Here is a 25,098-nt window from a genome sequence, read left to right on the forward strand (position 1 = left end):
CGTTGCAGTTGCTCCGGGATAGGAGTAATATTTGCTACCAAAGAGCAATGAAGGAAGCCGGCGTGGCGAACGTGGAAAAAATGAGCATTGCGGTGACGCCGCAGCAGGCAGCCGTCATGCGAGAGGCGGTGGAAGCGGGCGAGTATGCCACTGCAAGCGAGATTGTGCGGGAAGCAGTGCGAGATTGGCTGGCCAAACGTGAACTGCGGCATGACGATATCCAACGGCTGAGACAGCTGTGGGATGAAGGCAAGGCAAGCGGAAGACCCGAGCCTGTGGATTTCGACGAGCTGCGAAAGGAAGCTCGGCGAAAGCTGACGGACGTCTCGCTGAATGGCCGTTAGGCTAGTCTGGTCACCCGCAGCTAGAGCGGACCTCATCGACATCTACATGGTGATCGGCAGCGAAAACATACGGGCGGCCGATCGTTATTATGATCGGCTGGAAGCGCGAGCCATGCAGCTGGCAGACCAGCCGCGCATGGGAGTTAGACGACTGGACATCAGGTCGTCCGCACGAATGCTGGTGGAGACGCCGTTTTTACTGCTCTACGAAACGATTCCGGACACCGACGATGGCCCTGTTGAGTAGGTTGAAATCGTCCGGGTTGTTGATGGGCGGCGAGATTTGAACCGCTTGTTTTAGCCATTCAGCGGATCAACAGCGCCGTGCCCCAAAGCCCGAGGGCGAACACGGTGTGTGACACCAGGTTCAGCGCCCGTACCTTCATCGGGTTGGGCCGCTTCGACGCTGCCCAGCCCGCGCCCATGCCGGGCGCCAGCAGGAACCAGCCGGCGCCGACTGTGACCATGCCAAGGATGAAAGCCGGCAGGAAAATCGGCGCGACAAGCCAGCCCGCTCCGGCCCCCACGACAAGGATGATGCCGTAGACGATGCCGACAACATAGTGAAAGGCCCAGCCCAAAGCCGATTCGTGTACATAGGGCGTCGCATCGCCAATATCGTCGTGAAAGACTTTTTCCCGTAAATGCCAGACCCAGCGGCCAACGGGGGCCCAGTTCGGCCGTGCTTGACCGAACATCTTGTAGAGAAGAAAGGCCCAGATATCCATCAGCAGCGTGGCGCCGACGCCGATCGCCACGCTACGCCAGACGATGTCGAACGTCATGGTCAGAGCAGTTCGAGGATCTTGGCGGCGCCGGATTCATCGACGCCGGGCTTGGTCTCGACATTGAGGGCGGTGACCTTGCCGTCATCGACGATCATTGAAAACCGCTTCGACCGAAGACCCATGCCTCCGCCGGAGAAGTCGGCGTCGAGGCCGATCGCCTTGGCGAAGTCGCCATTGCCGTCGGCGAGGAACAGGATCTTGCCTTCACCGCCGGTGAAGCGTGCCCAGGCGCCCATGACATGGACGTCGTTGACCGAGACCACGGCGACCGTATCGACACCGCGCGCCAGGATGGCGTCGCGGTTCTCCAGGTAGCCGGGCAAATGATTGTTGCTGCAGGTCGGCGTGAAGGCGCCAGGCACGGCAAACAGCACGACTTTCTTTCCCGCAAAAATCTCGGCCGTCGTGATCGGCTTGGGACCGTCGGCAGTCATCGTCTTGAACGTCGTATCGGGCAGTCTGTCGCCAGCGGAAATGGTCATGAGTTCCTCGCTTGGGAGAATGGGGAAGGACGTAGCCTTGGGTAGCGAACTATGCGGTTTCCCGCAACCATCGCGGAGGGCTGGATCAAGGGAAAGGCAAGAGCCCTTCGACCGCGCCTGCCGAACTCGTCAGTGTATAGTGAAGTCCGCCATCCGTGGGGGTCGTCGAGGGCCGGTCGAGGATCGGCACGGTGAAGATCAGCTTGCCATCCTTCTGGCTGCGGGCCGGCGAACCGAACATGTAGTCGCGGTCTCCTGCGACGAAGAAGTCCGCCGCTTCCGGATCGCCGGGAAAGCTCGCCTCCACAACCAGCGTTTCATGGTCGCCTGGCAGCACGTTGATGCCGAAGTCGGATCTTGCCGGCGCGGGCAAGGCGGCGAAGCTCGCCTTGACCAGCTCCGCGTCCTCGGCATTGTCCGGGTCGGAGCCGGGGTCGACGGTCAACCGCGTCTGCACAGGGATGCAGATCGTCTCGCAAATGCCGAGAAAAATGTCGGCGTCGATGACGGACGGATCCTTCGCGGCCGACAGCGTGAACGTCACCGGCAGCGAGACCGGATAGTCGTAGCCCGCCCATTTGCCGTAGCCGTCGTCATGACGCTTCGGCGCCGGGAAGGAGAGGCTGGCATCGGAAATGTTGGTGCTGGCCGAGATATCGAGTTGCGGCGGCACGCCCGCGTCGCCCGGGTCGCGCCAATAAGTCTTCCAGCCAGGCTTGAGCGCTATGTCGAGAACGCCCCGGATGCGGCCGGCATCGTCGGGCTTGCCGCTCGTCACCAGCCGTACCTTGCCGCCTTCGCTGTTGTACCAGGCGGACGAAGAGGCGGCGGCTGGGGGTGTGATTGCCGATCCGACAGCGGCGCCGAGCAACAGGATTTTCAAGCTTTGCATGGTGATGATTTGATCGTCCGTTCATGGCCGTGCAATGATTTCATGGTCTTGCCGGTATCATATTTGCGTGACCTTTGCCGCAGGTAATGATCGGCCGGCGGCACGGGCTTGGTCGAAAACCGGCGCGGTACATCTTTTCGGCGCCCGGGAAACGCGTTACCCTCTGATTATGGACTTGTTGCGCCACAAGAAGACAGCCGCCGGCAGCGGCTTTCTCGACGATCAGTTCCTCATTGCCATGCCCGGCATGAAGGACGACCGTTTCACGCGCTCGGTCATCTACATCTGCGCCCACAGCGATGAGGGCGCGATGGGCCTGATCATCAACCAGACGCAGCAGATGCTGTTTCCGGACCTTTTGGTGCAACTTGGCATCATGAACGAGCACGAGGCGATCCGGTTGCCCGCCCGTACCCGTGATTTCGTCGTTCGCAATGGTGGGCCCGTCGACCGCAGCCGCGGCTTCGTGCTGCATACGGGCGATTACCGGGTGGAGTCTTCGCTGACCGTTTCCGACGATGTCTGCCTGACCGCGACCGTCGACATATTGCGCGCCATATCGTCGGGCCGGGGACCCCGTCACGCGCTGATGGCGCTGGGCTATTCGGGTTGGGGCGCCGGCCAGCTGGAAACCGAGATAGCCGAAAACGGCTGGCTGACCTGTCCGGCCACTCCGGAGCTTCTGTTCGATACCGACATCGAGCGCAAATACGACCGGATTCTCGCCTCGATCGGCATCGACCTCGCGCATTTGAGTGTAGCGGCCGGCCACGCCTGAGCTCCGGCGGCGTGAAAGCCAACTACGCCTGCGTCAGCGGATACTGTTCCTTCAGCGTCTTCAGCACCTGATCCCCGGGCATCGGGGCGCCGAACATGAAGCTCTGCACATATTCGCAGCCCATCTGGCGCAGCTCCAGCGCGTCGCGCTCGTCCGAAATGCCTTCGGCGACCACCGACAGGCCGAGCTCATGCGCCATGCTGACCATGGATTTGAGCAGCACGGCGCGTTTGGGCGTGCTGTCGTCCACGAAACTCTTGTCGATCTTGATCGTGTCGAAGGGAAAGCGCGTCAGGTAGGCCAGCGAAGAATAGCCGGTACCGAAATCGTCCAGCGACAGGCCGATGCCGAGCTGCTTCAGCTTGGTCAGCACATGGGCAGTCTGCTCGGGATTGTCCATAACCAGCGATTCCGTGAGCTCGAGCCGGAAGCAGCGCGGCTTCAGATTGGCTCGCGCAATCACGGAGCGGACGTCGCTGACCAGGTCGCGGCGGATGAGCTGGCGGCTGGAAAGGTTGACCGAAACCGACAGCGGCGCGTCGCCGATCTGCTTTTGCCATGCCGCCAGATCCTCGGCGGCTTGCTGCATGGCGAACAGCCCAAGCTGTACGATCAGCCCGCAGCTTTCGGCGACCGGAATGAAATCCGCCGGCGGGATCATGCCGCGGCGCGGATGGTCCCAGCGCAGCAATGCCTCGAAGCCGGCGACGCTGCCGTCTTCCAGCCGAACGATCGGCTGGTAGGCAAGCGTGAATTCGCGCCGTTCGATGGCACGGCGCAGGTCGGATTCGAACTGCAGCCGATCGGTGCCGACGGTGCGGAAGGCCGGGCGGAACGGTTCGATCCTGTCGCCGCCGAAGCGCTTGGCCTGATGCATGGCAAGCTCGGCGTCCTTGACCATGTCCTCGGCCGAGGTCTGCGCCGAGGTCCAGGTGATCAGCCCGATCGAGGCGGTCAGCACGATCTCGCGCTTGGCAAAGGTGATCGGGGCGTTGATGGCATGCTTGATGGCGTCCGCCACCGCCGCGATGCGGGCCGGGTCCTGCTCGGAAAGCAGCATCAAGGCGAACTGGTCGCCGGCGAAGCGTGACAGCGAGTCCTTCGGCTTCAAGAGCCGGTGCAGGCGTCGCGCGATGGTGAGCAGGATGGTGTCGCCGGCCGAGATGCCGAGCCCGTCATTGACCTGCTTGAAGCGGTCGATGTCGATGACGAAGACGGTCGGGCGCACCTTCTCTTCGGTCCGTGCGATCGAGATGATCGCCTCGAGCCGGTTCATGAACAATTCGCGATTGGGCAGGCCGGTGAGGTTGTCGTGCACCGCGTCGTGCAGCAGCCTCTCCTCGGATTTTTTCTGCTCGGTGACGTCAACCATGGTGCCGACACAGCGGATGACCTCACCGTCCGATCCGATAACCGGGCGCGCGCGCAGCGCAAACCAGTGATAGTGGCCGTCGGCGCCGCGCAACCGGAAGTTCTGCGCCACCTTGCCGCGACGGTGCTCGAGCACCACGTCGAGCGTGGTGCGGAACGTGTCGCGGTCATCGACATGCAGCACCGGCAGCCAGTTGCGGGCTGCACCCCCCAGGCTGTTAGGGGCGAGGCCGAGCTGGATGCTGACGTCGGGCTTGGTGACGACGCGGTCGCGCAGCACGTCCCAGTCCCACACCGTGTCGCCCGAGCCGGCCACCGCCAGCGCCTGCCGCTCGAGGTCGGAGAACAGACCCTGGTGCAGCGCGCCGCCGGCAAAGGCATGCTGCATGACGGTGAAGCCGATCAGCAGGATGATGAGGATCAGACCGCCGCCAAGCGCCGGCTGGGCGATGTCGTTGTCGAGCATGCCGGTTATCGCCATCCACGATCCGCATAGCCACAACAGCACCATCACCCAACTGGGCACCAGCATGATGGCACGGTCATAGCCGCGTATGCCGAGGAAGATGATCAGGCCGAGCCCGGTCAGCGCGGTGGCGGCGAAGGACAGCCTGGCGATGCCCGCGGCGACCGCCGGGTCGACGATGGCGACGCCGGCGATCAAGAGCAGCCCGAGGATCCAGACCAGCGCCCCATAGCTGAAATGGCCGTGCCATCGGTTGAGGTTGAGATAGGCGAACAGGAACACCACGAAGGTCGCCGCCAGGGCCACCTCCGTTCCCGCCCGCCACATCTGCTCGTTGCCGGGCGATATCTCGATGATCTTGTTGAGGAAGCCGAAATCGACGCAGATATAGGCAAGCACGGCCCAGGCGAGTGCTGCGGTCGCAGGGAACATGGAGGTTCCCTTGACCACGAACAGGATGGTCAGGAACAGCGCGAGAAGCCCGGCGATGCCGATGACGATGCCGCGGAACAGCGTGTAGGAATTGACTGAGTCCTTGTAGGATTCCGGGTCCCAGAGATAGACCTGCGGCAGCTTGGGCGAGGCGAGTTCGGCGATGAAGGTGATCACCGTCCCCGGGTTCAGCGTCACCCGGAAGACGTCGGCGTCCGGGCTGCTCTGGCGGTCGAGCGCAAAGCCTTCGCTGGGCGTGATGGCGGCGATACGGGTCGAGCCGAGATCCGGCCAGAAGATGCCGGAATTGACCAGTCGGAAATGCGGCGCCACGATCAGCCGGTCGAGCTGCTGGTCGGTGGTATTGGCAAGCGCGAACACGGCCCAGTCGCCGGTGGAACGGGCGTCATTGGCCTCGACCTCGATGCGTCGCACGATGCCGTCGGGTCCGGGCGCGGTTGAAACCTGGAAGTTTTCGCCCTGGTTCCGGTAAATTTCCACGGCGCCGGACAGATCGAGCGCGACATCGTCGCGAGCGATCTTGATCGGTTCGACGGCAAAGGCCGAGGACGCCGCGTACAGCGTCAGGATCGTCGCGAGGACAAAGGCGAACAGCGGCCCGTTGCGCAGGAATTTCGTCAAAAATCAGTCCTTCGTTCCAGCGCCTGGCGGATCGTCCGCGATCCGGGCGTAGAGGTAATGGTCCTGCCAGATGCCATTGATCCTGAGGTAGGATCGCAGAAGTCCTTCGCGCCGGAATCCGGCTTTTTCAAGCACACGGATCGACCTGATATTGTCGGGAATACAGGCCGCTTCGATCCGGTGCAACCTCAGCGTATCGAAGGCGAAGCGGGTCACGACCTTGACGGCGTCGGTCATCAGGCCACGGCCGCCGAAGCGCTCGCCGATCCAGTAGCCGACATGCCCGCTCTGCGAGACCCCGTGGCGTATGTTGCCGAGCGTAATTCCGCCAGCCAACCTGCCGCTCGACTTCTCGAATATGAAGAAGGCGATCGCGGTTCCCTGCGCATAGTCCTCGCGGTAGCGGCTGATGCGCAGCCGCCATGCCGCCCGGTCAAGCTCGTCCGGCGCCCAGCGCGGCTCCCATGGTTCGAGGAATGCCCGGCTCTCGCCGCGCACAGTCGACCACTCCCGGTAGTCATTGGTGAACGGCACGCGCAGCGTCACGCGGTCGCCCTTCAGTGCCGGCAGGTCGCGGCGAAAGAAAGGGAGCGCGAACACGGCGCTTGTGCGGGCTTAGACGGCGAGCTTGCGGGCCGTGGTGGGCGTGCCCGGAAGCGAATCGAGGATCGCTTCGTATGGCGCCAGCGTACCCACAGGCCCTACAGCGGTAAGCGTCGGTTTGGTCGAGAACAGCCGTGACGACAGGTCGGTCAAACGATCGACCGTCAGCGCCGACAGCCGCTCCATCAGTTCCTCCTTGGCGATCGGCCGGCCGAACAAGAGCAGCTGTCGCGCGATCTGCGAGGCGCGGCTGGCCGGGCTTTCCGCCGACATGATCAGACCTGCGCGGTATTGCGCGCGCGCCCGGTCGAGCTCTTCCTGCAGGATGTTCTCGCCGGCCTTCTGCAATTCCTCGATGATGACGGGCACCAGTTCGGCGATGTCGCTCTGCCCGGTCGCGGCATGGACGCCGAATATGCCGGTATCGGAAAAGCCCCAGTGGAAGGCATAGACCGAATAGCACAGGCCACGCTTTTCGCGGACTTCCTGGAACAGCCTGGACGACATGCCGCCGCCGAGGATCATCGACAGCACCTGCGAGGCGTAGAAATCGCGCACATGGTAGGCGCGGCCTTCGAAGCCCAGCACGATCTGCGCGTCCATCAGGTCGCGGTCCTCGCGGAAATCGCCGCCGACATATTGCGCATATTGCGGGATGGTGTTGTCGGCCTTGGTGCGGAAGCCGCCGAGCTGCTTTTCCACTTCGCGCACGAAATTGTCGTGCTTGATGTCGCCGGCGGCCACGATCACCATGCGTTCGGCGCCATACTGGCGCTCGATGAAATCGTGCAATTGCTTCGAGGTAAAGGATTTGACGGTTTCCGGCGTGCCCAGAATCGAGCGGCCGATGGTCTGGTGGCGAAAGGCCGTCTCGGTGAACCGGTCGAACACGATGTCATCGGGCGTGTCGTGCGCGGCGCCGATTTCCTGCAGGATCACGTGCTGCTCGCGTTCGAGCTCCTGCGGATCGAATTCCGATTCCTGCAGGATGTCGGCAAGAATGTCGACGGCCAGCGGCACGTCGTCGGAGAGCACCCTGGCATAGTAGGATGTGGTCTCGACGCTGGTGGCGGCGTTGATCTCGCCGCCCACGTCCTCGATCTCCGATGCGATCTCGAAGGCTGTTCGCCGCTTTGTGCCCTTGAACGCCATGTGCTCGAGCAGATGGGCCATGCCATGCTCTTCGTCACGTTCATTGCGGGCACCCGACTTGACCCAGGCACCCAGGGCAACCGATTCGATGCTTGGAAGGGTTTCGGTGGCGACTGTCAGGCCGTTCGACAGACGGCTTACCTCAACACCCATATGGTTCGTACTCCTTAACGCGCCGCTCGCGCACGGCGGCTGACGTAATCTTCCACCATTTTCAGGTCGGATGGAAGTACCGTGTATTTTTCCTCCGATGTCATCAACCCACCTAGCCATGCGGGCAGCGCGGGTGACACGCCGCTGGCGGCCTCGACGGCAGCCGGGAATTTTGCTGGGTGCGCAGTGCCCAGCACCACCATCGGCACGGCATTCGAAGCCTTGCCGGCCGCGACATGCACGGCTGCCGCGGTATGCGGATCAAGCAGGTAGTTGCTGGCCGCGAGCGTCGAGCGGATCGTCGCGGCGACCTCGTCCATATCTGCGCGGCCGGCATCGAATTCGGCTCGCATCCCTGCGATTTCCGTGGCTTCTATGGTGAAGGCGCCGGATTGTTTGAGCCCGGCCATGTAGCGCCGCACAGTCGCCGGGTCGCGGCCCGACGCCTCGAACAGCAGGCGCTCGAAATTCGACGACACCTGAATGTCCATGGAAGGCGAGGTGGTCGCGAACACGCCCTTGGTGCGGTATTCGCCGGTCGCGAAAGTGCGTGCCAGTATGTCGTTGTCGTTGGTGGCGATGACCAGCCGATCGATCGGCAGGCCCATTTTTTTGGCGGCGTAACCGGCAAAGATATCGCCGAAATTCCCTGTGGGCACGGTGAAGGAGACGGGGCGATCGGGCGCGCCGAGCGACAGGGCCGAGGAGAAATAATAGACGATCTGGGCCATGATGCGGGCCCAGTTGATTGAATTCACCCCCGACAGCGAGACACGGTCGCGAAAGCCGTGATCGTTGAACATGTCCTTGAGCATGCCCTGGCAATCGTCGAAATTGCCTTCGATCGCCAGGGCATGCACGTTCTCAGCCTTCGATGTCGTCATCTGCCGTTGCTGCACCGGCGACACGCGGCCATGCGGGAAGAGAATGAAGATGTCGGTGCGGCTGCGCCCGGCGAAGGCGTCTATCGCTGCTCCGCCGGTGTCGCCCGATGTGGCTCCGACGATGGTGGCATGCTGGTTGCGTTCGGCGAGCACATGGTCCATCAGCCGGGCGAGCAGCTGCATCGCGACATCCTTGAAGGCGAGCGTAGGTCCATGGAAGAGTTCGAGGATAAAAGCGTTGGGGCCGGTCTGGACCAGCGGGCAGACAGCCTCGTGGCGGAAGGTGGCATAGGCCTCCCGCACCAGACGCTCGAACACGGGAGCCGGGATTTCGTCGCCAAGAAACGGCGACAGCACGCGGATGGCCAGCTCGGGATAGGCCAAGCCGCGCATGGCGCGGATCTCGGCCATCGAGAATTGCGGCCACTGGCGCGGCACATAGAGCCCGCCGTCGCGTGCCAGGCCTGTCAGGACGGCATCGCAAAACCCAAGCGCGGGCGCCTCGCCGCGGGTACTCACATATTGCATCGTCACAATTCCGTTACTGCCTTGGGTTTTCGACCCACGCAAGGTGGTTAATTTCTACGCTGGCTCAGTCGCATTTTTGCCGCGCGGTTGATATACGTCACCAGCTTTGCGAGAGGGAAGTGCAGTTTCATGGCGTTTCATACATTCAGCGGTCGCTTTTTCGCGGGTCTTGCGCTCACCGGCTTTATGCTTGCCGCCGCCGGCTGCCAATCAGGCGACAACGGTATGCTGAACCTGGGTTTTGGCAAGAAGGACCCGACCGCGCCACCGCCGCCGCAGGACCCCAAGATTCTGGCCAGCCAGTTGAATGCCTATTGCCCGAGGGTGATGCTTCGCGACGGCACGGCATTCTTCAACACCTACGCCAACGAAGCCCGGAAGCCCAGGCCCAAGCTCAAGAAGACCGGCGACGCCGCGCAGGATGCCGCGGCCCAGGCTGCGGCCGATGCTGCCGCTGCTACTCCGCCGGACGATTCGGCGAGGGTCATTTATCAGGCCTCGATCAGCGACGTGACCCGCGATTGCAGCCGCGCCGACGGACAGCTGACGATGAAGATCGCCGTCGCCGGCAAGATCGTGCCAGGGCCGAAATTCACGCCCGGCACCATCACCATGCCGATCCGCACCGCGGTGATGCATGGCACCGAGGTGCTTTATTCGCAGATCCACCAATATCAGGTCCAGGTTACCGACCCCTCGGTCGCCACGCAGTTCGTCTTCACCGATTCCAACATCGTCGTGCCGGCGCCGACGGCGCAGGACTATCAGGCCTATGCCGGCTATGATGAAAATGCGCCGAAGGCCGCGACCGACAAATCGAAGAAAAACAGGAAGAAAGCCGCCGCGACCAACTAAATCCGCAGGGGTGCTCGTCGGGGCCTAGCGGACGCTCACACGTCCGCCGACCATTCTGATAGGGCGGCCAGCGTGCCGCTCAGATCCGCCCAGCGGCGGATCACCGTCTCGGCGCCCGCCTCCGTCAGCGCATCGGCATGGCCGGGATAGCTATGGGCGGCGCCCGTGAACCCGATGACACGCATTCCTGCCGACCTTGCGCCGGTCACGCCGTGCACGGAATCCTCGATGACGAAAGTGTTTGCCGGATGGGCGCCGAGCTTTTCGGCGGCGAACAGGAACACGTCCGGAGCCGGTTTGGTTTTTCCGGTCGGCGTCTCCATCGCGGAGAAGATGCGCCCGGCAAAGAATGGCAGCAGATGCACCTTCTCCAGCATGAATTCTATCCGCTCCGAGCGTGAGTTGGAGCAGATGCAACGTTGCGCCGTCACCGAGGCGACCGCTTCGCGCACGCCCTCGATGGCACGAACGTCGCTGCGCAGTTTCCGGTCGACCAGCTCTTCGGCGCGATCGATCAGCGAAACCTGGAACGGGATGTTGGACTTCTCCTCAACCCGCATCAGAATGTCCTTGAACGTCAGCCCCGCATAAGTCTCGGCAATCTCCTCGGCCGAGATTTCGTATCCGGACAAGGTCAGGAGCTCGGCCTCGACGCGCGCGGCGATGATTTCGGAATCGACGAGCACGCCGTCGCAATCGAAGATGACAAGGTCTGGCTGGGGCATGGTGATCCGGGCAATGAGAACGGGCAGGCTTCAGGCGGCGCGGCATACACCAACGGGCACGTCGGCGCAAACCGGCGGCGTCCGATCGCTGCCCTTCACCGAATATTTACGCTGATCGGTAACCATAACCGGGAGTAAACAGTAACGCGTGCCTTGGGTGTAAAAATGTCAGCCGTGCGTCTTGTCGACGAGCTTTCCCATGCTCCCCAGCAATCCGAATGGCTGGACACGATCCTGAAGGGCGACTGCGTCGCGGCGCTCGACCGGCTGCCCGAAAAATGCATCGACGTCATCTTCGCCGATCCACCCTACAATCTGCAGCTCGACGGCGACCTGCACCGGCCCGACCAATCCAAGGTCGATGCGGTGGACGACGACTGGGACCGGTTCGAGAGCTTCGAGGCCTACGATGCCTTCACGCGCGCCTGGCTGCTGGCCGCGCGCCGGGTGTTGAAGCCCAACGGCACCATCTGGGTCATCGGCTCCTATCACAACATCTTCCGGGTCGGCGCCAAGATGCAGGATCTCGGCTTCTGGATCCTCAACGACGTCGTCTGGCGCAAGACCAATCCGATGCCGAATTTTCGCGGTCGCCGCTTCCAGAACGCGCATGAGACGATGATCTGGGCCTCCCGCGACCAGAAGGGCAAGGGCTATACCTTCAACTACGAAGCGTTGAAGGCGTCGAACGACGACATACAGATGCGTTCCGACTGGCTGTTCCCGATCTGCACCGGTGGCGAGCGGCTGAAGAACGACAATGGCGATAAACTGCACCCGACGCAGAAGCCGGAGGCGCTGCTCGCCCGCATCATGATGGCCTCGACCAAGCCGGGCGACGTCGTGCTCGATCCCTTCTTCGGCTCCGGCACGACAGGCGCGGTGGCCAAGCGCCTTGGCAGGCATTTTGTCGGCATAGAGCGCGAGCAGGCCTATATCGACGCCGCCAATGAACGCATCGACGCGGTGCGGCCGCTCGACGGCGCGGACCTGACCGTGCTCACTGGCAAGCGCGCCGAGCCTCGCGTCGCCTTCGTCAGCCTGATCGACACCGGGCTGGTGACGCCCGGTGCTACGCTCTACGACGCCAAGAAGCGCTGGGCGGCCAAGGTTCGCGCCGATGGCACGGTGGCGATCGGCGACAGTGCCGGATCGATCCACAAAATCGGCGCCGAAGTTCAGGGCCTGGATGCCTGCAACGGCTGGACCTTCTGGCACTATGAACGCAGCGGCGGCCTGACCCCGATCGACGAACTGCGTCGCATCGCGCGTCTCGGCATGGAAAGGGCAGGGGGCTGACCCTGCCGATTGCCGCGGCTTTGGCGTTGGTTCAAAGTCTCAACGAAGTACTGGAAGCGATTCAAATCACGCCTTGATTCCGAGCCGCTCAAGGTCTGCTTGAAGTGTCTTGGCATCGGTGAACAGCACTGCCTGCCAGCCGGCCGCTTTGGCGCCGTCGACATTCTTCTGGCTGTCGTCGATGAACAGCGTCGCGGACGGTTCGAGCTCGAACGCGGCGACGTGATGGTCGTAGATGTCGCGATCCGGCTTGATCTTGCCGATCTCACCCGAAATGGTGACACCGCGCGGACGATTGAGAAAATCGAAGCGTTTGCGCGCTTCGGCCAGCGTATCGGCGGCGAAGTTGGTCAGCATGGTGACATCGTGGCCGCTGTCGATCAGGCCGACCATGATGGCGACGCTGTCGTCATAGGCATGCGGCACCATGTCGTGCCAGTGGCGGCGAAAATTGCGGATGTTATCCGCGTGATCCGGGTGGTCCGCGATCAGCAGCGTTTCCGCCTCTTCCCATGTCCGGCCGCGGTCCTGCTCGATGTTCCAGTCATGCGTGCAGACATTGTCGAAGAACCACTTTCTCTCCTCGGCATCGGGAATAAGCCGGCTGAACGGGATGTTCGGGTCGTAGTGGATCAGCACTTTGCCGATGTCGAACACGATGTGGCGGATTTCAGTCATGGGGCCTCTCTGCACTGTTCGGTGACGGCTTTTTCGTCGCGCCGGGTATCGCAGCCTCGATTGCCTTTTTCATGACAGTGGGCAGCGCTTCACCCGAAATGTCCGATGGCAGCGACCAGAAATGCCCGGCGGGCGTCTCGCCGGTGCTTCGGGCGAGGAAGATTTCGAGCTCGAGCGCAAAATGGGTGAAGACATGCGCGATCCGGCCGGCTTGTCGCCAGTCGCCGGGAAAGGGTGCGGCCGCCGCTGTGGTCGCGCCGTCCAGCCGCGCCGTCCAGCCGGTCGTCGGCACCTCGGTCATGCCGCCGAGCAGCCCTTTGTCGGCGCGTTTGCGCAGAAGAATGGCACCGTCGCTTCGCACGGCGACGAAGGCTGCGCCGCGCCGCAGCGGTTTGTCGGCCTTGGGCAGGCGCACGGGATATTGTTCAGGATCGCCTGAAACGACCGCGCTGCAGCCCTCGCGCAGCGGGCAAAGCATGCAGCGCGGTCGGCGCGGGGTACAGATCGTGGCGCCGAGGTCCATCATCGCCTGGGCGAAATCGCCGGGCCTCGTCGTGGGAACCATGCGCTCGACACGGGCGCGAATGTCGGCCTTGGCTTCGCTGAGCGGCGTGGCAATGGAGAACAGGCGGGTCACGACACGTTCGACATTGCCATCGACGACGGCAGCCGGCCGGTCGAAAGCGATCGCCGCGATCGCCGCCGAAGTATAGGCGCCGATGCCCGGCAATTCCTTCAAGCCGGCTTCCGTATCCGGAAACCGGCCGTCGCGCCCGGCCACCAGATCGGCGCAGGCCTTGAGGTTGCGGGCACGGGAATAGTAGCCGAGCCCTGCCCAGGCTTTCATCACGTCCTCGACGGGCGCCGCCGCCAGCGCCGCGACATCAGGCCATTTCTCGACAAAGGCGCGAAAATAGGCCTTCACGGCTTCAACCGTGGTCTGCTGCAGCATGACCTCCGACAGCCAGATCCGGTAAGGATCGGGCCGCACGCCACGGGCATTGTCGCGCGGGGTCACGCGCCACGGCAACTCGCGATGATGCACGTCGTACCATGCGAGCAGGCGGGATGCGGTATCGCCAGCTTTGCTGCTGTCCCCGGACGCAGCTCTGCTGCTGTCACTAGACGCAGCTTTGCTGCTGTCACTAGACGCAGCTTTGCTGCTGTCACTAGACGCAGCTTTGCTGCTGCTGTCCTCTGATATGGCCTTGCGGGTCTGCTCGTGCGGTGCCATTGATCTCGTATCGGCCTCGGCCGGGAAGAGTGGAGGTGGTGTCTGGAGAACGCACATGGCAGGGAAAAGGCCCTTCGGCAATCCCGTTCCGGTGAGCGATCTCGCCACCGCGATCCTCGACCCGGTGCTGCGCAAGCGGGCGGGCATTTCGGTCAGCCTGGTCCAGTCGTGGGAAGAGATTGCCGGTTCGCGCCTGGCCGGCCATTCGCGCCCTGAAAAGATCCAGTGGCCTCGGCGGCTGCACGAAGACGACCCGTTCGAGCCGGCCGTGCTGGTGATCGCCTGCGAGGGCACGGCGGCGCTCCATCTGCAGCATGAGGCCGGCGAGATCATCAATCGCGTCAATGCATTTCTCGGCTTCACGGCCATCGGCCGCATCAGGATAGTGCAGAAGCCGGTTCTAAGTGAAAAGGCGCGGCCGAAACCACCCGTCAGGCCTCTCAATGAGGCGGAAAAATCAAGACTGTCGCACATCGTCGGCAAGATAGAAGACGATGGCCTGCGTGCCTCTCTGGAGCGGCTCGGCGCCACTATTCTGGGACAAAGAAAGTCATAGCACCGTCGCCAATCTCGCGATTTCGTGATTATAAGCTTCAAGTTTCACGATTGGATTGGGGACGGCGATGCCTTAATTCGCGCCAACTCTCGCCTTTTCGTGCCTTTGCGTTGCAAAATCCAACCCCTGTCAGGTGATTCGTATGAACCGTCCTCCGTTCGGCAAAAGCTTGTCCCGCAGAAACCTGCTGTCTTCGCTGGCCGCCATTCCGGTGGTGGCCGTGCTTGCGGCATGCAGCGACTCTGGTGAGGAAGCCAAGGCGGCCGATGTGAAGCCTGCCGCTCCCGCCGCACCCGCGACATCGGCCACGCCGGCCGCCGTCAAGGCGCCGGAGGCTCAAGGCACCGTCGACATGGCCGAACTGCTTAAGCCCGGCGCATTGCCCGACAAGCAACTCGGCAAGGACGACGCCAAGGTCACGATCGTCGAATACGCCTCGATGACCTGCCCGCATTGCGCGCATTTTGCCGAAACCACCTTTCCGGAATTGAAGAAGAAATACATCGATACCGGCAAGGCGCGCTATATTCTGCGCGAATTCCCGTTCGATCCGAGCGCCGAGGCCGGTTTCATGCTGGCGCGCTGCGCCAAGGACAACTACTTCCCGATGGTGGATGTCCTGTTCAAGCAGCAGGCGAACTGGGTGGGCGTGTCCAACACCAAGGATGCGCTGCTGCAAATCTCCAAGCTCGCCGGTTTTACACAGGAGTCCTTCGAAGCGTGCTTGACGGACCAGAAACTTCTGGACGATGTGAGGGCGGTCCAGAAACGCGGCGCCGACGAATTCAAGGTCGACTCGACGCCGACCTTCTTCATCAACGGAAAGACCTACAAAGGGGCGATGTCGATTGAGGAAATGTCGGCCATCATCGACCCTCAGCTCTGACGTCCTGGCGATGCCGAAGCGGCAGCGCTTCGGCATGCGTGGCCTTTGGCCGTGCTGCGCGCCGCCGCAAACCCGCGGCGCGTTTTCGCAAAAGTCGCTTTCAGGGCGGCGTGAATGAAGTTTTCGCGCCTTCGCCTCCTCGGTTTCAAATCCTTCGTCGAACCAGGCGAGTTCGTGATCGAACGCGGCCTAACGGGCATTGTCGGGCCGAACGGCTGCGGCAAGTCTAACCTTGTCGAGGCGCTGCGCTGGGTGATGGGCGAAAGCTCCTACAAGAACATGCGCGCGTCCGGCATGGACGACGTGATCTTTTCCGGCTCGGGCACGCGCCCGGCACGCAATACCGCCGAGGTCACGTTGTTCCTCGACAACAGCGATCGCTCGGCGCCGGCAGCCTTCAACGACGCCGACGAATTGCAGGTGTCGCGCCGCATCGAGCGTGAGGCGGGCTCGCTCTACCGTATCAACGGCAAGGAAGCGCGCGCCAAGGACGTGCAGCTTCTGTTCGCCGACCAGTCGACCGGCGCGCGTTCGCCCTCGATGGTTGGCCAGGGCCGCATCGGCGAGCTGATCCAGGCCAAACCCCAGGCGCGCCGCGCCCTGCTTGAAGAAGCGGCCGGCATTTCCGGCCTGCATACGCGCCGCCACGAGGCCGAACTCAGGCTCAAGGCCGCCGAGCAGAACCTCGAGCGCCTGGACGACGTCGTTGGCGAGCTGGAAAGCCAGATCGAAAGCCTGAAGCGCCAGGCACGCCAGGCCTCCCGCTTCAAGAACCTGTCGGCCGACATCCGCAAGGCCGAGGCGACGCTGCTCCATCTGCGCTGGACGCTGGCCAAGGCCCAGGAAGGCGAGGCACGTTCGGCGCTGGCCGTCGCCACCGCCCTGGTTGGCGACCGCGCCGCCGCCCAGATGGCGGCCGCCAGGGAGCAAGGTATCGGCGCGCATCGGCTGCCCGATTTGCGTGACGCCGAAGCTGCGGCGGCCGCGGCCTTCCAGCGCCTGTCGATCGCCAGATCGCAGATCGAGGAAGAAGCCGGCCGCATCCGCGCCCGTCAGGCGGAACTCGAGCGCCGGCTCCAGCAGCTCGACGGTGACATCGCCCGCGAGGAGCGCATGGTGCGCGACAATGCGGATATCCTCGAACGCCTGCGCGCCGAGGAAGCAGCGCTCAACTCCGAAAATGCCGGCGCGGCCGAGCGTGAAGCAACCACCCGCGCCGCCTTCGAACAGGCAGCCGCGACGCTCTCGCAGAGCGAAGCCAGGCTTGCAGCACTTACCGCCGAGCGGGCCGAGGCCGCCGCTTCGCGCAATCAGGTCGAGCGGACGCTGCGCGAGACCGCCGAGCGTCGGGACCGTTTCGCCCGCCAACTCGCCGATGTCGACCGCGAATTGTCGGAAATACTCTCCAAAGTCGCGGGCCTGCCCGACCCGGCCGAGAAGCGACTTCTGGTCGAGGACGCGCTGGCGCGGCTCGAAGAGAGCGAGGCCGGCGCGATTGCCGCCGAACAGGCGGTCGCCGAGGCGCGCGCCGCCGAAAATGCCGCCCGCCCGCCATTACAGGACGCCAGGGCCGAACTGGCGCGCATCGAAACCGAAGCCCGCACGCTGGCCAAGATCCTGAACGCAGCCAGCGGCGATCTCTTCCCGTCCGTGCTGGAACAGATCAGCGTCGAGCGCGGCTATGAGACGGCCTTGGGCGCCGCCCTCGGCGAGGACCTTGACGTGCCGCTCGACCGCAGCGCCCCGGTGCATTGGGGCGAGAGCGCGATCCAGGCCGATGACGCCACGCTTCCCGAAGGCATCAAGAGCCTGGCCAGCGTGGTACGTGCCCCGGCGCAGCTTGCCCGCCGGCTGGCGCAGATCGGCATTGTCGAAGCCGCCGACGGCCGCCGCCTGCAAGGGCTGCTCGCGCCCGGCCAGAGGCTGGTCAGCCCTGAGGGCGCGCTGTGGCGGTGGGACGGGCTGACCGCCAGCGCCGACGCGCCGACCGCGGCCGCGCAACGCCTGGCGCAAAAGAACCGGCTGGCCGAGCTCGATGCCGAAGCGGTGCAGGCGACGCTTATGCTGCGCGAGGCCGAGGCGGTGCTCGCACAGGCCGAACAGTCGCTTCGCGAGGCCAGCGAGGCCGAGCGCGCCGCGCGTCAGGCCGGACGCGACGCCCAGCACGGGCTGGACGCCGCCCGCAACGCGCTGGCCGAAGCCGAAAAGGCCGGCGGCGAGTTGGCGAGCCGGCGCGCCGCCCTGGACGAGGCCCGCGCCCGTATTGTCGACAGTCATGAAGAAACTTCGGCCGCCTTTGCCGAGGCGGAAATGCTGCTGCAGGACGCGCCCGATCTCGGCGACCTGCAGATACAGCTCGAGCAATCCTCGGCCAATGTCGCCCGCGACCGCGCCACGCTCGCCGATGCGCGTGCCGTCCATGAAGGGTTGCGGCGGGAGGCCGAGGCGCGGTCGCGCCGGCTCGATGCGATCGGCGCCGAGCGCAGCAACTGGCTGGAGCGCGCCGAGAACGCTTCGACGCAGATCGCCTCGCTGGGCGAACGCAAGGCAGAGGCCGAGGCCGAACGCGAGAGATTGGCCGACGCACCCGACGAGATCGATGCCAAGCGGCGCGCCTTGCTGTCGCAGCTCACCGAAGCCGAGACCTTGCGCAAGGCGGCAGCCGACCGTCTGCAGGAAGCGGAGAACAGGCAGGCCGAACTGGACAAGGCGGCCACCGGCGCCATCCAGTCGCTGGCCGAGGCGCGCGAGACCCGTGCCCGCGCCGAGGAGCGCTTGACCGCGGCCGACGAGCGCCGGCTGGAGGTCGAGGCGCGCATCCAGGAGACGCTGAACACGCCGCCATATCTGGTCATCCGCCATACCGGGCTGGAAGCGGACGATCCGATGCCCGAAATGGCCGAGATCGAGCGCCAGCTCGACAGGCTGAAGATCGAGCGCGAGCGGCTCGGCGCCGTTAACCTGCGCGCCGAGGAAGAGCAGAAGGAGCTTTCGGACCGGCTGGAGACCATCGTCTCGGAGCGCGAGGACATCATCGAGGCGATCCGCAAGCTCCGGCAAGCGATCCAGAGCCTCAACCGCGAGGGCCGCGAGCGGCTTCTCGCGGCCTTCGACGTGGTCAACGGCCATTTCCAGCGGCTGTTTTCGCATCTCTTCGGCGGCGGCACGGCGGAATTGCAGCTGATCGAATCCGAGGATCCGCTTGAGGCGGGGCTTGAAATCCTTGCCCGTCCGCCCGGCAAGAAGCCGCAGACCATGACGCTGCTGTCCGGCGGCGAACAGGCGCTTACGGCGATGTCGCTGATCTTCGCCGTGTTCCTCACCAACCCGGCGCCGATCTGCGTGCTCGACGAGGTCGATGCGCCGCTCGACGACCACAATGTCGAACGCTTCTGCAATCTGATGGACGAGATGGCCAAGACCACCGAGACGCGCTTCGTCATCATCACCCACAATCCGATCACCATGGCGCGCATGGACCGGCTGTTCGGGGTGACCATGGCCGAGCAGGGCGTCAGCCAGCTCGTTTCGGTCGATCTGCAGGCAGCCGAAGCCATGCGCGAGGCAAGCTGACTTCACCTCAACGTGCCGTGCTGAAGCCTGATTTTGAGCGTTGTCTTTCGCGGTAAGGCAGTCGGTTCGGCTTCTTCTCACCTTGCGCGTTGCACGATCCAGGTCGCCCAGATCGCGGCCAGCAGACCGCATGCAATGCCAATGCAATCGGCAACCCAGTCGAGCACGTCGAAATCGCGGCCTATCGCCGTGGTGCCCTGGAGAATTTCTATGGCAGCGCCGACAAAGGCGAGGAAGACGATCAGCGCCGGCTTGTGCCGCGGCCAGCCGAGGCTGCCCAGGAAAGCCAGCACGGCGAATGCGCTGGCGTGATTGAGCTTGTCATAATGGAAGCCGATATCGATTCCGAATTGCTTGAGGCGATGTGCCGGCAGCAGCGCGAGAACGAGGACGGCCAGGAGCGTGACGACAAAGGCAATCCGCTCGGCGACGGAATAGATTCTCATTCTGCTCCAACAACATGTCTCCGGTATAAACCGTAACCTATGTGTCCGGAACGGACCTTGCGCGCTTGGCTGGGGCGCCAGGATTCGAACCTGGGAATGTCGGTACCAAAAACCGATGCCTTACCACTTGGCGACGCCCCAGCAGCTGACATGCGTCGACTGCGCGCGGCCTTATAGGCTGTGCCGGTGGAAAGCTCAATGCCTGGAGATTGCGACTTTCCTGCTGATCCACGACTCCGTTGGCGACGGTCGTCTCATGCGCCGGTCGTGCCGCCTATTCTCCCCACACCGCCATCTCGTTTCCAGCCGGGTCGGCAAAGTGGAACCGCCTGCCGCCCGGAAACGAAAAGATCGGTTTGATGATCGTGCCGCCGGCATTCTCGACGGCGGCCAGCGTCTCTTCCAGATCCTGGGAATAGAGCACCGGCAACGGCTTGGCGGTGGCGTCGCCGCTGTCGGCCTGGAAACCGCCGTCCAGTCCCTCGCTAAAGGCCGAATAGGTCGGGCCATAGTCGGTGAACGACCAGGCAAAGGCGGCGCTGTAGAAGGCTTTCACACTGTCCAGCGTCGCGCCGGTTGCCGGCAGTTCCAGATAGTCGAGTTTTCCGGTGAGCTTCATGATGCACCTCTTCGTTCCCTGTATGTTCTAGTCTTGGACCGTTGCACTGGCAAGTCCTTTTGCCGCAGCTTTTGCTTAATCGATTGTAGCGGCCAAACGGCTTTGCCGACGCCTTGCCTTTCGCATTGCAGCATCATATCCGTCCAAAGTCGGGATATGGCGGGGCTTTCTGTTTCGTCAATCTTTCCAATCTCCTGCAACCGGAGAGCAAAGCATGACCAAGTGGGTTTTCACCTTTGGCGATGGTGCGGCCGAAGGCCGGGCTGGCGACAAGAATCTGTTGGGCGGCAAGGGTGCCAATCTGGCCGAGATGTGTAGCCTTGGCCTGCCGGTGCCGCCGGGCTTCACCATCACGTCGGAGGTCTGCAACGCCTACTATGCCAACGGCCGCGCCTATCCGGCAGGGCTTGAAGCGGACGTCGCCGTGGCGCTGGACCATATCGGCCGGCTCACCGGCCGCCGTTTCGGCGATCCGTCGAAACTGCTGCTTGTGTCGGTGCGCTCCGGCGCCCGCGCCTCGATGCCTGGCATGATGGACACCGTGCTCAATCTCGGCCTCAACGACGAAACCGTCGAGGCGCTGGCCGCCGATTCCGGCGATGCGCGCTTTGCCTATGACAGCTACCGGCGCTTCATCCAGATGTATTCCGATGTCGTCATGGGGCTCGACCACGAGGTGTTCGAGGAGATCCTCGAGGATCAGAAGGCCAGCCTCGGCCATGAACTCGACACGGAACTGACAGCTATCGAGTGGCAAGGCGCCATCGCGCTCTACAAGGCCAAGGTCGAAGAGGAGCTCGGCAGGCCGTTCCCGCAGGATCCGCACGAACAGCTCTGGGGGGCGATCGGTGCCGTGTTCTCGAGTTGGATGAACAACCGCGCCATCACTTACAGGCGCCTGCACGATATTCCCGAAAGCTGGGGCACGGCGGTCAATGTCCAGGCCATGGTGTTCGGCAACATGGGTGAAACTTCGGCCACCGGGGTCGCCTTCACTCGCAATCCGTCGACCGGCGAAAAGCAGCTCTATGGCGAGTTCCTGGTGAATGCGCAGGGTGAGGACGTCGTCGCCGGCATCCGCACGCCGCAGAACATCACCGAGGCGGCCCGCATCGCCGCCGGCTCCGACAAGCCGTCATTGCAGAAACTGATGCCGGACGCCTTCCAGTCCTTCGTCACCATCTCGGACAGGCTGGAAAAGCACTACCGCGACATGCAGGACCTCGAATTCACCATCGAGCGCGGCAAATTGTGGATGTTGCAGACGAGGTCCGGCAAGCGCACCGCCAAGGCGGCGCTGAAGATTGCCGTCGAGATGGCCAGGGACGGCCTGATCTCGAAAGAGGAGGCGGTCGCCCGCATCGATCCCGCCTCGCTCGACCAGCTCCTGCACCCCACCATCGATCCGAAGGCCGCGCGCGACGTCATCGGCGTCGGCCTGCCGGCGTCTCCAGGCGCCGCCACCGGCGAAATTGTCTTTTCCTCCGCGGACGCCGAGGATCTCAAGACACAAGGACGCAAGGCTATCCTGGTGCGTGTCGAGACCAGTCCCGAGGACATCCACGGCATGCATGCGGCGGAGGGCATCCTGACCACGCGCGGCGGCATGACCAGCCATGCCGCGGTCGTGGCGCGCGGCATGGGCAAGCCGTGCGTTTCGGGCGCCGGTTCGCTGCGCGTCGACTATAAGGCAGCTACGCTGATGTCGATGGGGCAGACCTTCCGCAAGGGCGACATCATCACCATCGACGGCGGCAACGGGCAGGTGCTCAAGGGCGCAGTGGCGATGCTCCAGCCTGAGCTTTCCGGCGATTTCGCCGCGATCATGGAATGGGCGGACGCGGTGCGGCGCATGAAGGTGCGCACCAATGCCGAAACCCCGCTCGACGCGCGCATGGCGCGCTCCTTCGGTGCCGAAGGCATCGGCTTGTGCCGCACCGAACACATGTTCTTCGATGGCGCCCGCATTATCGCCATGCGCGAGATGATCCTGGCCGACACCGAAAAGGACCGGCGCGCCGCGCTTGCCAAGTTGCTGCCGATGCAGCGAGCGGATTTCCTGGAGCTGTTCGAGATCATGGCCGGCCTGCCGGTGACCATCCGCCTGCTCGATCCGCCGTTGCACGAATTCCTGCCCAAGACCGAGGCCGAGATAGCCGAAGTCGCGGCGGCGATGAATGTCGCGCCGGACAAGCTCAGGCAGCGCACCGAGGCGCTGCACGAATTCAACCCGATGCTCGGCCATCGCGGCTGCCGGCTTGCTGTGTCCTATCCCGAGATCGCCGAGATGCAGGCGCGCGCCATTTTCGAAGCCGCCGTCGAGGCCGGCCGCAAGGCCGGCGCGCTGGTGGTCCCCGAGATCATGGTGCCGCTGGTCGGGCTTGTGAAGGAACTCGACTACGTCAAGGCGCGCATCGATGCGGTGGCCAAGAGCGTCATGGACGAAAGCGGCGTCAAGATCGACTACCTGACTGGAACCATGATCGAGCTCCCCCGCGCGGCGATCCGCGCCCATGTCATCGCTGAATCGGCCGAGTTCTTCTCTTTCGGCACCAACGACCTGACCCAGACGACATTCGGCATCTCGCGCGACGACGCGGCCTCGTTCCTGGAGACCTATCGCCAGAAAGGCATCATCGAACAGGATCCGTTCGTATCGCTGGACATCCATGGCGTCGGCGAACTGGTGCGCATGGCCGCCGAGAAGGGCAGGGCGACGCGGCCAGGGATCAAGCTCGGCATTTGTGGTGAGCATGGCGGCGATCCGGCCTCGATCCGCTTCTGCGAGGAGGTCGGACTGGACTATGTGTCCTGTTCGCCCTATCGCGTGCCGATCGCCAGGTTGGCGGCCGCGCAGGCGGCCGTTCAGGTGGCAAAGGCGGGCCGCGGCTGAGCGCTTGCCGCCGATCGGAACGAGGAACTGCCGCAAGACGGTGAGATTGTCGCGTCTGGTGCTTTTCTGCTATCCAGCTCCCGATTTTCGCCTTCATGCGGGTCTTGGGATGCCTGCGTTAAACGCCCGATTGGAATTGGATTTGATGCGCCTGCTGCAAAAAAATCTCTGCATTGTCGTCATGTCTTTGGCCGTGGTGTCCAGCGGCCATGCCGCATCCCTGATCGAACCGATCCTGCACATCAAGCGCGATACAGGCGGAGCCGGGCGCGTTGCCTTGACCCTCGATGCCTGCGGCGGACGGACCGACAACCGCATCCTCTCGGCGCTGGTGGAAAACAGGATACCTGCGACCATCTTCGTCACCGGCATCTGGCTGAAGCGGAACGCCGCCGCCGTCGAGATCATGCGGGCGCATCCCGACCTGTTCGAACTGGAAAACCACGGCGGCCATCACATCCCGGCCGTCGACACGCCGCAGAAGATCTATGGCATACGCAGCGCCGGCAGTCCGGAAGCGGTTCTGGCCGAGGTCGAGTCGGGCGCCGTCGCCTTGGCCGGGACTGGCGAGCCGGCGCCGAAATGGTTTCGTGGCGCGACCGCGGAGTATAGTCCGTCGGCGATCGCCATGATCCGCAAGCTGGGCTTCAAGATCGCCGGCTTCTCGATCAATGGCGATGGCGGGTCACTGCTCGGCGCCAGGGAAACCACAAGGCGCATAGGAGCTGCCAAGGACGGCGACGTCATCATCGCCCATATCAACCAGCCGACCCATGCCGCCGGGGAGGGCGTCGTGCAGGGCCTGCTGGCGCTCAAGCAGAAGGGTCTGACCTTCGTGCGGCTCGACGATGCCGAAGGCTTCGGCAATAACGGCACCACCGACTGATCGGCAGGACGGCAGGTCCGGCCTCCTCGTTCGTCCGTTCAGGCTGGCTTGGCTTCGATGCTGACCTTGCTTGCGTAGAACGCGCCGTGGTTGCGGATTTCAGCCAGTTCGTCGAAAGGCTGCTCATAGGCCCACATCGCATCCTTGCCTGCCTCGCCGGCAGGCAGCACGCTCCAGTAGCTTGCGTCGCCCTTGTAGGGACAATGGGTGGAGGATTGCGTGCCGCTCAGCTTGTTGAAATCGATGTCTGCGAACGGGATGTAAAAGGCGGCCGGATAGGGCGCTTCCGTCAGCACCTTGGCGTTCGTCGATGAGGCGATAACAGTGTCGCCTGCACGCACGGTGACGGTGCCCTTATACGGTTCGACGGTGATGACCTTATCGGGATTGCGCTGGAAGCCGGGTGCCGGGTTGGCGATCTTGTCCATGCTGTTTCTCCTCGTCTCAGCTTTAAGTGTGTCGACGAGGTGGTTTGCGCAAGGGCGACTGTCGCCGGCAATCCGCAATCGATCTCCAGCCGTGTGCGCTGCCGACGGCATTTTTAGCGATGACCTTGTCCGGCGAGGCTCAGGCCGCGGTTCTGAACGCGTCCATCAGGCCGGCATAGGCGGCCGCGATACCGGCCACGGGATTGCTGCTCCTGGATGCGGTCTCGACCTTCAAGTGGCCGCCGCCGGTCGGCAGGGTGAGCAGCAGGAATTGACGATTGCCGCCATCGCCCACGGACGCCGCGGCGACGTGCTCGCCTTCCCCTTCGCTCTGAACGCACATCTTGAACAGCAGCGTGCCGCCGACCGCTTCGAGCGCACCGCCGACAACTTCAACAAATTCATCTTCGGAAACAGTCTTTGTGTCCGGCGCCAGATCGCCCAGGCTTTCGGCAAGCGTGCTTTCCAGTGCCTTATCGTCGAGCTGCGTGTCCATGCGAACCTC

General features: G+C 63.6%; 24 protein-coding genes and 1 tRNA gene. 10 read left to right on the forward strand and 15 right to left on the reverse strand.

The genetic code is table 11. The features are described 5' to 3' along the window. The first annotated feature begins 62 nt into the window (after positions 1-62). Positions 63-344: a type II toxin-antitoxin system ParD family antitoxin gene (locus FJ428_RS02605; protein WP_140580963.1), complete on the forward strand. Its 282-nt coding sequence runs from the start codon at positions 63-65 to the stop codon at positions 342-344. After that, the gene (locus FJ428_RS02610) at positions 334-591 is read left to right on the forward strand and encodes a type II toxin-antitoxin system RelE/ParE family toxin (RefSeq protein ID WP_140878874.1); all 258 of its coding nucleotides are present in this window, start codon (positions 334-336) and stop codon (positions 589-591) included. The genes FJ428_RS02605 and FJ428_RS02610 overlap by 11 nt, the downstream gene beginning before the upstream one ends. 58 nt (positions 592-649) lie before the next feature. On the opposite strand, the gene FJ428_RS02615 is transcribed toward FJ428_RS02610, so the two are convergent. The 3 genes from FJ428_RS02615 to FJ428_RS02625 all read right to left on the reverse strand — a co-directional run bounded on the left by FJ428_RS02615 (position 650) and on the right by FJ428_RS02625 (position 2,506). After that, positions 650-1,129, reverse strand: coding sequence for a DUF2938 domain-containing protein (locus tag FJ428_RS02615; RefSeq protein WP_140878875.1), 480 nt, complete (start codon positions 1,127-1,129; stop codon positions 650-652). Positions 1,130-1,131: 2 nt separating this feature from the next. After that, positions 1,132-1,614: a peroxiredoxin gene (locus FJ428_RS02620; RefSeq protein WP_140514835.1), complete on the reverse strand. Its 483-nt coding sequence runs from the start codon at positions 1,612-1,614 to the stop codon at positions 1,132-1,134. A gap of 85 nt (positions 1,615-1,699) precedes the next feature. Further along, a complete protein-coding gene (locus FJ428_RS02625) occupies positions 1,700-2,506 on the reverse strand; it encodes a protein-disulfide reductase DsbD domain-containing protein (RefSeq protein WP_140674956.1) in 807 nt (268 codons plus the stop codon). Positions 2,507-2,675: 169 nt separating this feature from the next. Between FJ428_RS02625 and FJ428_RS02630 the strand changes: the two genes are divergently transcribed. After that, a complete protein-coding gene (locus FJ428_RS02630) occupies positions 2,676-3,284 on the forward strand; it encodes a YqgE/AlgH family protein (RefSeq protein WP_140494949.1) in 609 nt (202 codons plus the stop codon). A gap of 22 nt (positions 3,285-3,306) precedes the next feature. On the opposite strand, the gene FJ428_RS02635 is transcribed toward FJ428_RS02630, so the two are convergent. From FJ428_RS02635 to thrC, 4 genes are read right to left on the reverse strand one after another with little or no spacing between them, the layout of a single operon-like run. After that, positions 3,307-6,195 (reverse strand): EAL domain-containing protein, encoded by a 2,889-nt coding sequence (locus FJ428_RS02635; protein WP_140655766.1) that lies wholly within the window; start codon positions 6,193-6,195, stop codon positions 3,307-3,309. A gap of 3 nt (positions 6,196-6,198) precedes the next feature. After that, positions 6,199-6,795 (reverse strand): GNAT family protein, encoded by a 597-nt coding sequence (locus FJ428_RS02640; protein WP_140494945.1) that lies wholly within the window; start codon positions 6,793-6,795, stop codon positions 6,199-6,201. Positions 6,796-6,810: 15 nt separating this feature from the next. Further along, positions 6,811-8,103, reverse strand: coding sequence for a pitrilysin family protein (locus FJ428_RS02645; protein ID WP_140494943.1), 1,293 nt, complete (start codon positions 8,101-8,103; stop codon positions 6,811-6,813). A 14-nt stretch (positions 8,104-8,117) separates the two neighbouring features. Next, on the reverse strand, positions 8,118-9,515 hold the full coding sequence (gene thrC, locus FJ428_RS02650) for a threonine synthase (RefSeq protein WP_140558194.1): 1,398 nt from the start codon (positions 9,513-9,515) through the stop codon (positions 8,118-8,120). A 129-nt stretch (positions 9,516-9,644) separates the two neighbouring features. On the opposite strand from thrC, the gene FJ428_RS02655 reads away from it, so the two are divergent. After that, positions 9,645-10,370, forward strand: coding sequence for a hypothetical protein (locus FJ428_RS02655; protein WP_140494939.1), 726 nt, complete (start codon positions 9,645-9,647; stop codon positions 10,368-10,370). Positions 10,371-10,405: 35 nt separating this feature from the next. Here the strand turns inward: FJ428_RS02655 and FJ428_RS02660 are convergent, their stop codons facing one another. Continuing rightward, on the reverse strand, positions 10,406-11,095 hold the full coding sequence (locus FJ428_RS02660) for an HAD family phosphatase (protein WP_140558193.1): 690 nt from the start codon (positions 11,093-11,095) through the stop codon (positions 10,406-10,408). Between the two features lie 165 nt (positions 11,096-11,260). Here FJ428_RS02660 and FJ428_RS02665 point away from each other — a divergent pair, with 165 nt between their 5' ends. Continuing rightward, on the forward strand, positions 11,261-12,394 hold the full coding sequence (locus FJ428_RS02665) for a site-specific DNA-methyltransferase (protein ID WP_140558191.1): 1,134 nt from the start codon (positions 11,261-11,263) through the stop codon (positions 12,392-12,394). 66 nt (positions 12,395-12,460) lie between these two features. Here the strand turns inward: FJ428_RS02665 and FJ428_RS02670 are convergent, their stop codons facing one another. Both FJ428_RS02670 and mutY read right to left on the reverse strand, forming a co-directional pair. Next, the gene (locus FJ428_RS02670; RefSeq protein ID WP_140558189.1) at positions 12,461-13,072 is read right to left on the reverse strand and encodes an HAD family phosphatase; all 612 of its coding nucleotides are present in this window, start codon (positions 13,070-13,072) and stop codon (positions 12,461-12,463) included. Beyond that, complete coding sequence (mutY, locus tag FJ428_RS02675) at positions 13,065-14,306, reverse strand: A/G-specific adenine glycosylase (protein ID WP_140671828.1); 1,242 nt, start codon at positions 14,304-14,306, stop codon at positions 13,065-13,067. The genes FJ428_RS02670 and mutY overlap by 8 nt, the downstream gene beginning before the upstream one ends. A 55-nt stretch (positions 14,307-14,361) precedes the next feature. Between mutY and FJ428_RS02680 the strand changes: the two genes are divergently transcribed. The 3 genes from FJ428_RS02680 (at position 14,362) to smc (ending at position 19,321) form a co-directional block, all read left to right on the forward strand. After that, the gene (locus FJ428_RS02680) at positions 14,362-14,862 is read left to right on the forward strand and encodes a DUF721 domain-containing protein (protein WP_140878876.1); all 501 of its coding nucleotides are present in this window, start codon (positions 14,362-14,364) and stop codon (positions 14,860-14,862) included. A 142-nt stretch (positions 14,863-15,004) separates the two neighbouring features. Next, complete coding sequence (locus tag FJ428_RS02685; protein WP_140494928.1) at positions 15,005-15,748, forward strand: DsbA family protein; 744 nt, start codon at positions 15,005-15,007, stop codon at positions 15,746-15,748. 114 nt (positions 15,749-15,862) lie between these two features. Next, the gene (smc, locus tag FJ428_RS02690; protein WP_140878877.1) at positions 15,863-19,321 is read left to right on the forward strand and encodes a chromosome segregation protein SMC; all 3,459 of its coding nucleotides are present in this window, start codon (positions 15,863-15,865) and stop codon (positions 19,319-19,321) included. A gap of 77 nt (positions 19,322-19,398) precedes the next feature. Here smc and FJ428_RS02695 read toward each other — a convergent pair whose 3' ends face one another. The 3 genes from FJ428_RS02695 to FJ428_RS02705 form a co-directional block, all read right to left on the reverse strand. Further along, positions 19,399-19,767 carry a VanZ family protein gene (locus FJ428_RS02695; RefSeq protein ID WP_140494924.1) on the reverse strand — a complete coding sequence of 123 codons (369 nt, stop codon included), beginning with the start codon at positions 19,765-19,767 and terminating at the stop codon, positions 19,399-19,401. Between the two features lie 66 nt (positions 19,768-19,833). After that, positions 19,834-19,908 (reverse strand) — tRNA-Gln (locus FJ428_RS02700). 133 nt (positions 19,909-20,041) lie between these two features. Beyond that, entirely contained in the window at positions 20,042-20,386 is a 345-nt protein-coding gene (locus FJ428_RS02705; protein ID WP_140494922.1) for a VOC family protein, read from the reverse strand. A gap of 214 nt (positions 20,387-20,600) precedes the next feature. Between FJ428_RS02705 and ppdK the strand changes: the two genes are divergently transcribed. Continuing rightward, complete coding sequence (gene ppdK, locus FJ428_RS02710; RefSeq protein ID WP_140878878.1) at positions 20,601-23,279, forward strand: pyruvate, phosphate dikinase; 2,679 nt, start codon at positions 20,601-20,603, stop codon at positions 23,277-23,279. 145 nt (positions 23,280-23,424) lie between these two features. After that, entirely contained in the window at positions 23,425-24,165 is a 741-nt protein-coding gene (locus FJ428_RS02715) for a polysaccharide deacetylase family protein (protein WP_140878879.1), read from the forward strand. 38 nt (positions 24,166-24,203) lie between these two features. Here the strand turns inward: FJ428_RS02715 and FJ428_RS02720 are convergent, their stop codons facing one another. Beyond that, entirely contained in the window at positions 24,204-24,593 is a 390-nt protein-coding gene (locus FJ428_RS02720) for a DUF427 domain-containing protein (RefSeq protein WP_140685278.1), read from the reverse strand. A 139-nt stretch (positions 24,594-24,732) separates the two neighbouring features. After that, positions 24,733-25,089, reverse strand: coding sequence for a hypothetical protein (locus FJ428_RS02725; protein ID WP_140878880.1), 357 nt, complete (start codon positions 25,087-25,089; stop codon positions 24,733-24,735). Between the last annotated feature and the right edge of the window lie 9 nt (positions 25,090-25,098).

It is taken from the genome of Mesorhizobium sp. B2-8-1, from assembly GCF_006440955.1.
Classification (GTDB): domain Bacteria; phylum Pseudomonadota; class Alphaproteobacteria; order Rhizobiales; family Rhizobiaceae; genus Mesorhizobium.

Excerpts from the sequence above, each read along its gene's own strand:
- FJ428_RS02685 (WP_140494928.1), top strand. The coding sequence starts at position 15,005 with ATGAACCGTCCTCCGTTCGGCAAAAGCTTGTCCCGCAGAAACCTGCTG.
- mutY (WP_140671828.1), bottom strand. The coding sequence starts at position 14,306 with ATGGCACCGCACGAGCAGACCCGCAAGGCCATATCAGAGGACAGCAGC.
- FJ428_RS02610 (WP_140878874.1), top strand. The coding sequence starts at position 334 with ATGGCCGTTAGGCTAGTCTGGTCACCCGCAGCTAGAGCGGACCTCATC.
- FJ428_RS02620 (WP_140514835.1), bottom strand. The coding sequence starts at position 1,614 with ATGACCATTTCCGCTGGCGACAGACTGCCCGATACGACGTTCAAGACG.
- FJ428_RS02630 (WP_140494949.1), top strand. The coding sequence starts at position 2,676 with ATGGACTTGTTGCGCCACAAGAAGACAGCCGCCGGCAGCGGCTTTCTC.
- FJ428_RS02645 (WP_140494943.1), bottom strand. The coding sequence starts at position 8,103 with ATGGGTGTTGAGGTAAGCCGTCTGTCGAACGGCCTGACAGTCGCCACC.
- FJ428_RS02665 (WP_140558191.1), top strand. The coding sequence starts at position 11,261 with ATGTCAGCCGTGCGTCTTGTCGACGAGCTTTCCCATGCTCCCCAGCAA.
- FJ428_RS02615 (WP_140878875.1), bottom strand. The coding sequence starts at position 1,129 with ATGACGTTCGACATCGTCTGGCGTAGCGTGGCGATCGGCGTCGGCGCC.
- FJ428_RS02680 (WP_140878876.1), top strand. The coding sequence starts at position 14,362 with ATGGCAGGGAAAAGGCCCTTCGGCAATCCCGTTCCGGTGAGCGATCTC.
- FJ428_RS02725 (WP_140878880.1), bottom strand. The coding sequence starts at position 25,089 with ATGGACACGCAGCTCGACGATAAGGCACTGGAAAGCACGCTTGCCGAA.
- FJ428_RS02670 (WP_140558189.1), bottom strand. The coding sequence starts at position 13,072 with ATGACTGAAATCCGCCACATCGTGTTCGACATCGGCAAAGTGCTGATC.
- FJ428_RS02660 (WP_140558193.1), bottom strand. The coding sequence starts at position 11,095 with ATGCCCCAGCCAGACCTTGTCATCTTCGATTGCGACGGCGTGCTCGTC.
- FJ428_RS02720 (WP_140685278.1), bottom strand. The coding sequence starts at position 24,593 with ATGGACAAGATCGCCAACCCGGCACCCGGCTTCCAGCGCAATCCCGAT.
- FJ428_RS02705 (WP_140494922.1), bottom strand. The coding sequence starts at position 20,386 with ATGAAGCTCACCGGAAAACTCGACTATCTGGAACTGCCGGCAACCGGC.
- FJ428_RS02695 (WP_140494924.1), bottom strand. The coding sequence starts at position 19,767 with ATGAGAATCTATTCCGTCGCCGAGCGGATTGCCTTTGTCGTCACGCTC.
- thrC (WP_140558194.1), bottom strand. The coding sequence starts at position 9,515 with ATGCAATATGTGAGTACCCGCGGCGAGGCGCCCGCGCTTGGGTTTTGC.
- smc (WP_140878877.1), top strand. The coding sequence starts at position 15,863 with ATGAAGTTTTCGCGCCTTCGCCTCCTCGGTTTCAAATCCTTCGTCGAA.
- ppdK (WP_140878878.1), top strand. The coding sequence starts at position 20,601 with ATGACCAAGTGGGTTTTCACCTTTGGCGATGGTGCGGCCGAAGGCCGG.
- FJ428_RS02655 (WP_140494939.1), top strand. The coding sequence starts at position 9,645 with ATGGCGTTTCATACATTCAGCGGTCGCTTTTTCGCGGGTCTTGCGCTC.
- FJ428_RS02715 (WP_140878879.1), top strand. The coding sequence starts at position 23,425 with ATGCGCCTGCTGCAAAAAAATCTCTGCATTGTCGTCATGTCTTTGGCC.
- FJ428_RS02625 (WP_140674956.1), bottom strand. The coding sequence starts at position 2,506 with ATGCAAAGCTTGAAAATCCTGTTGCTCGGCGCCGCTGTCGGATCGGCA.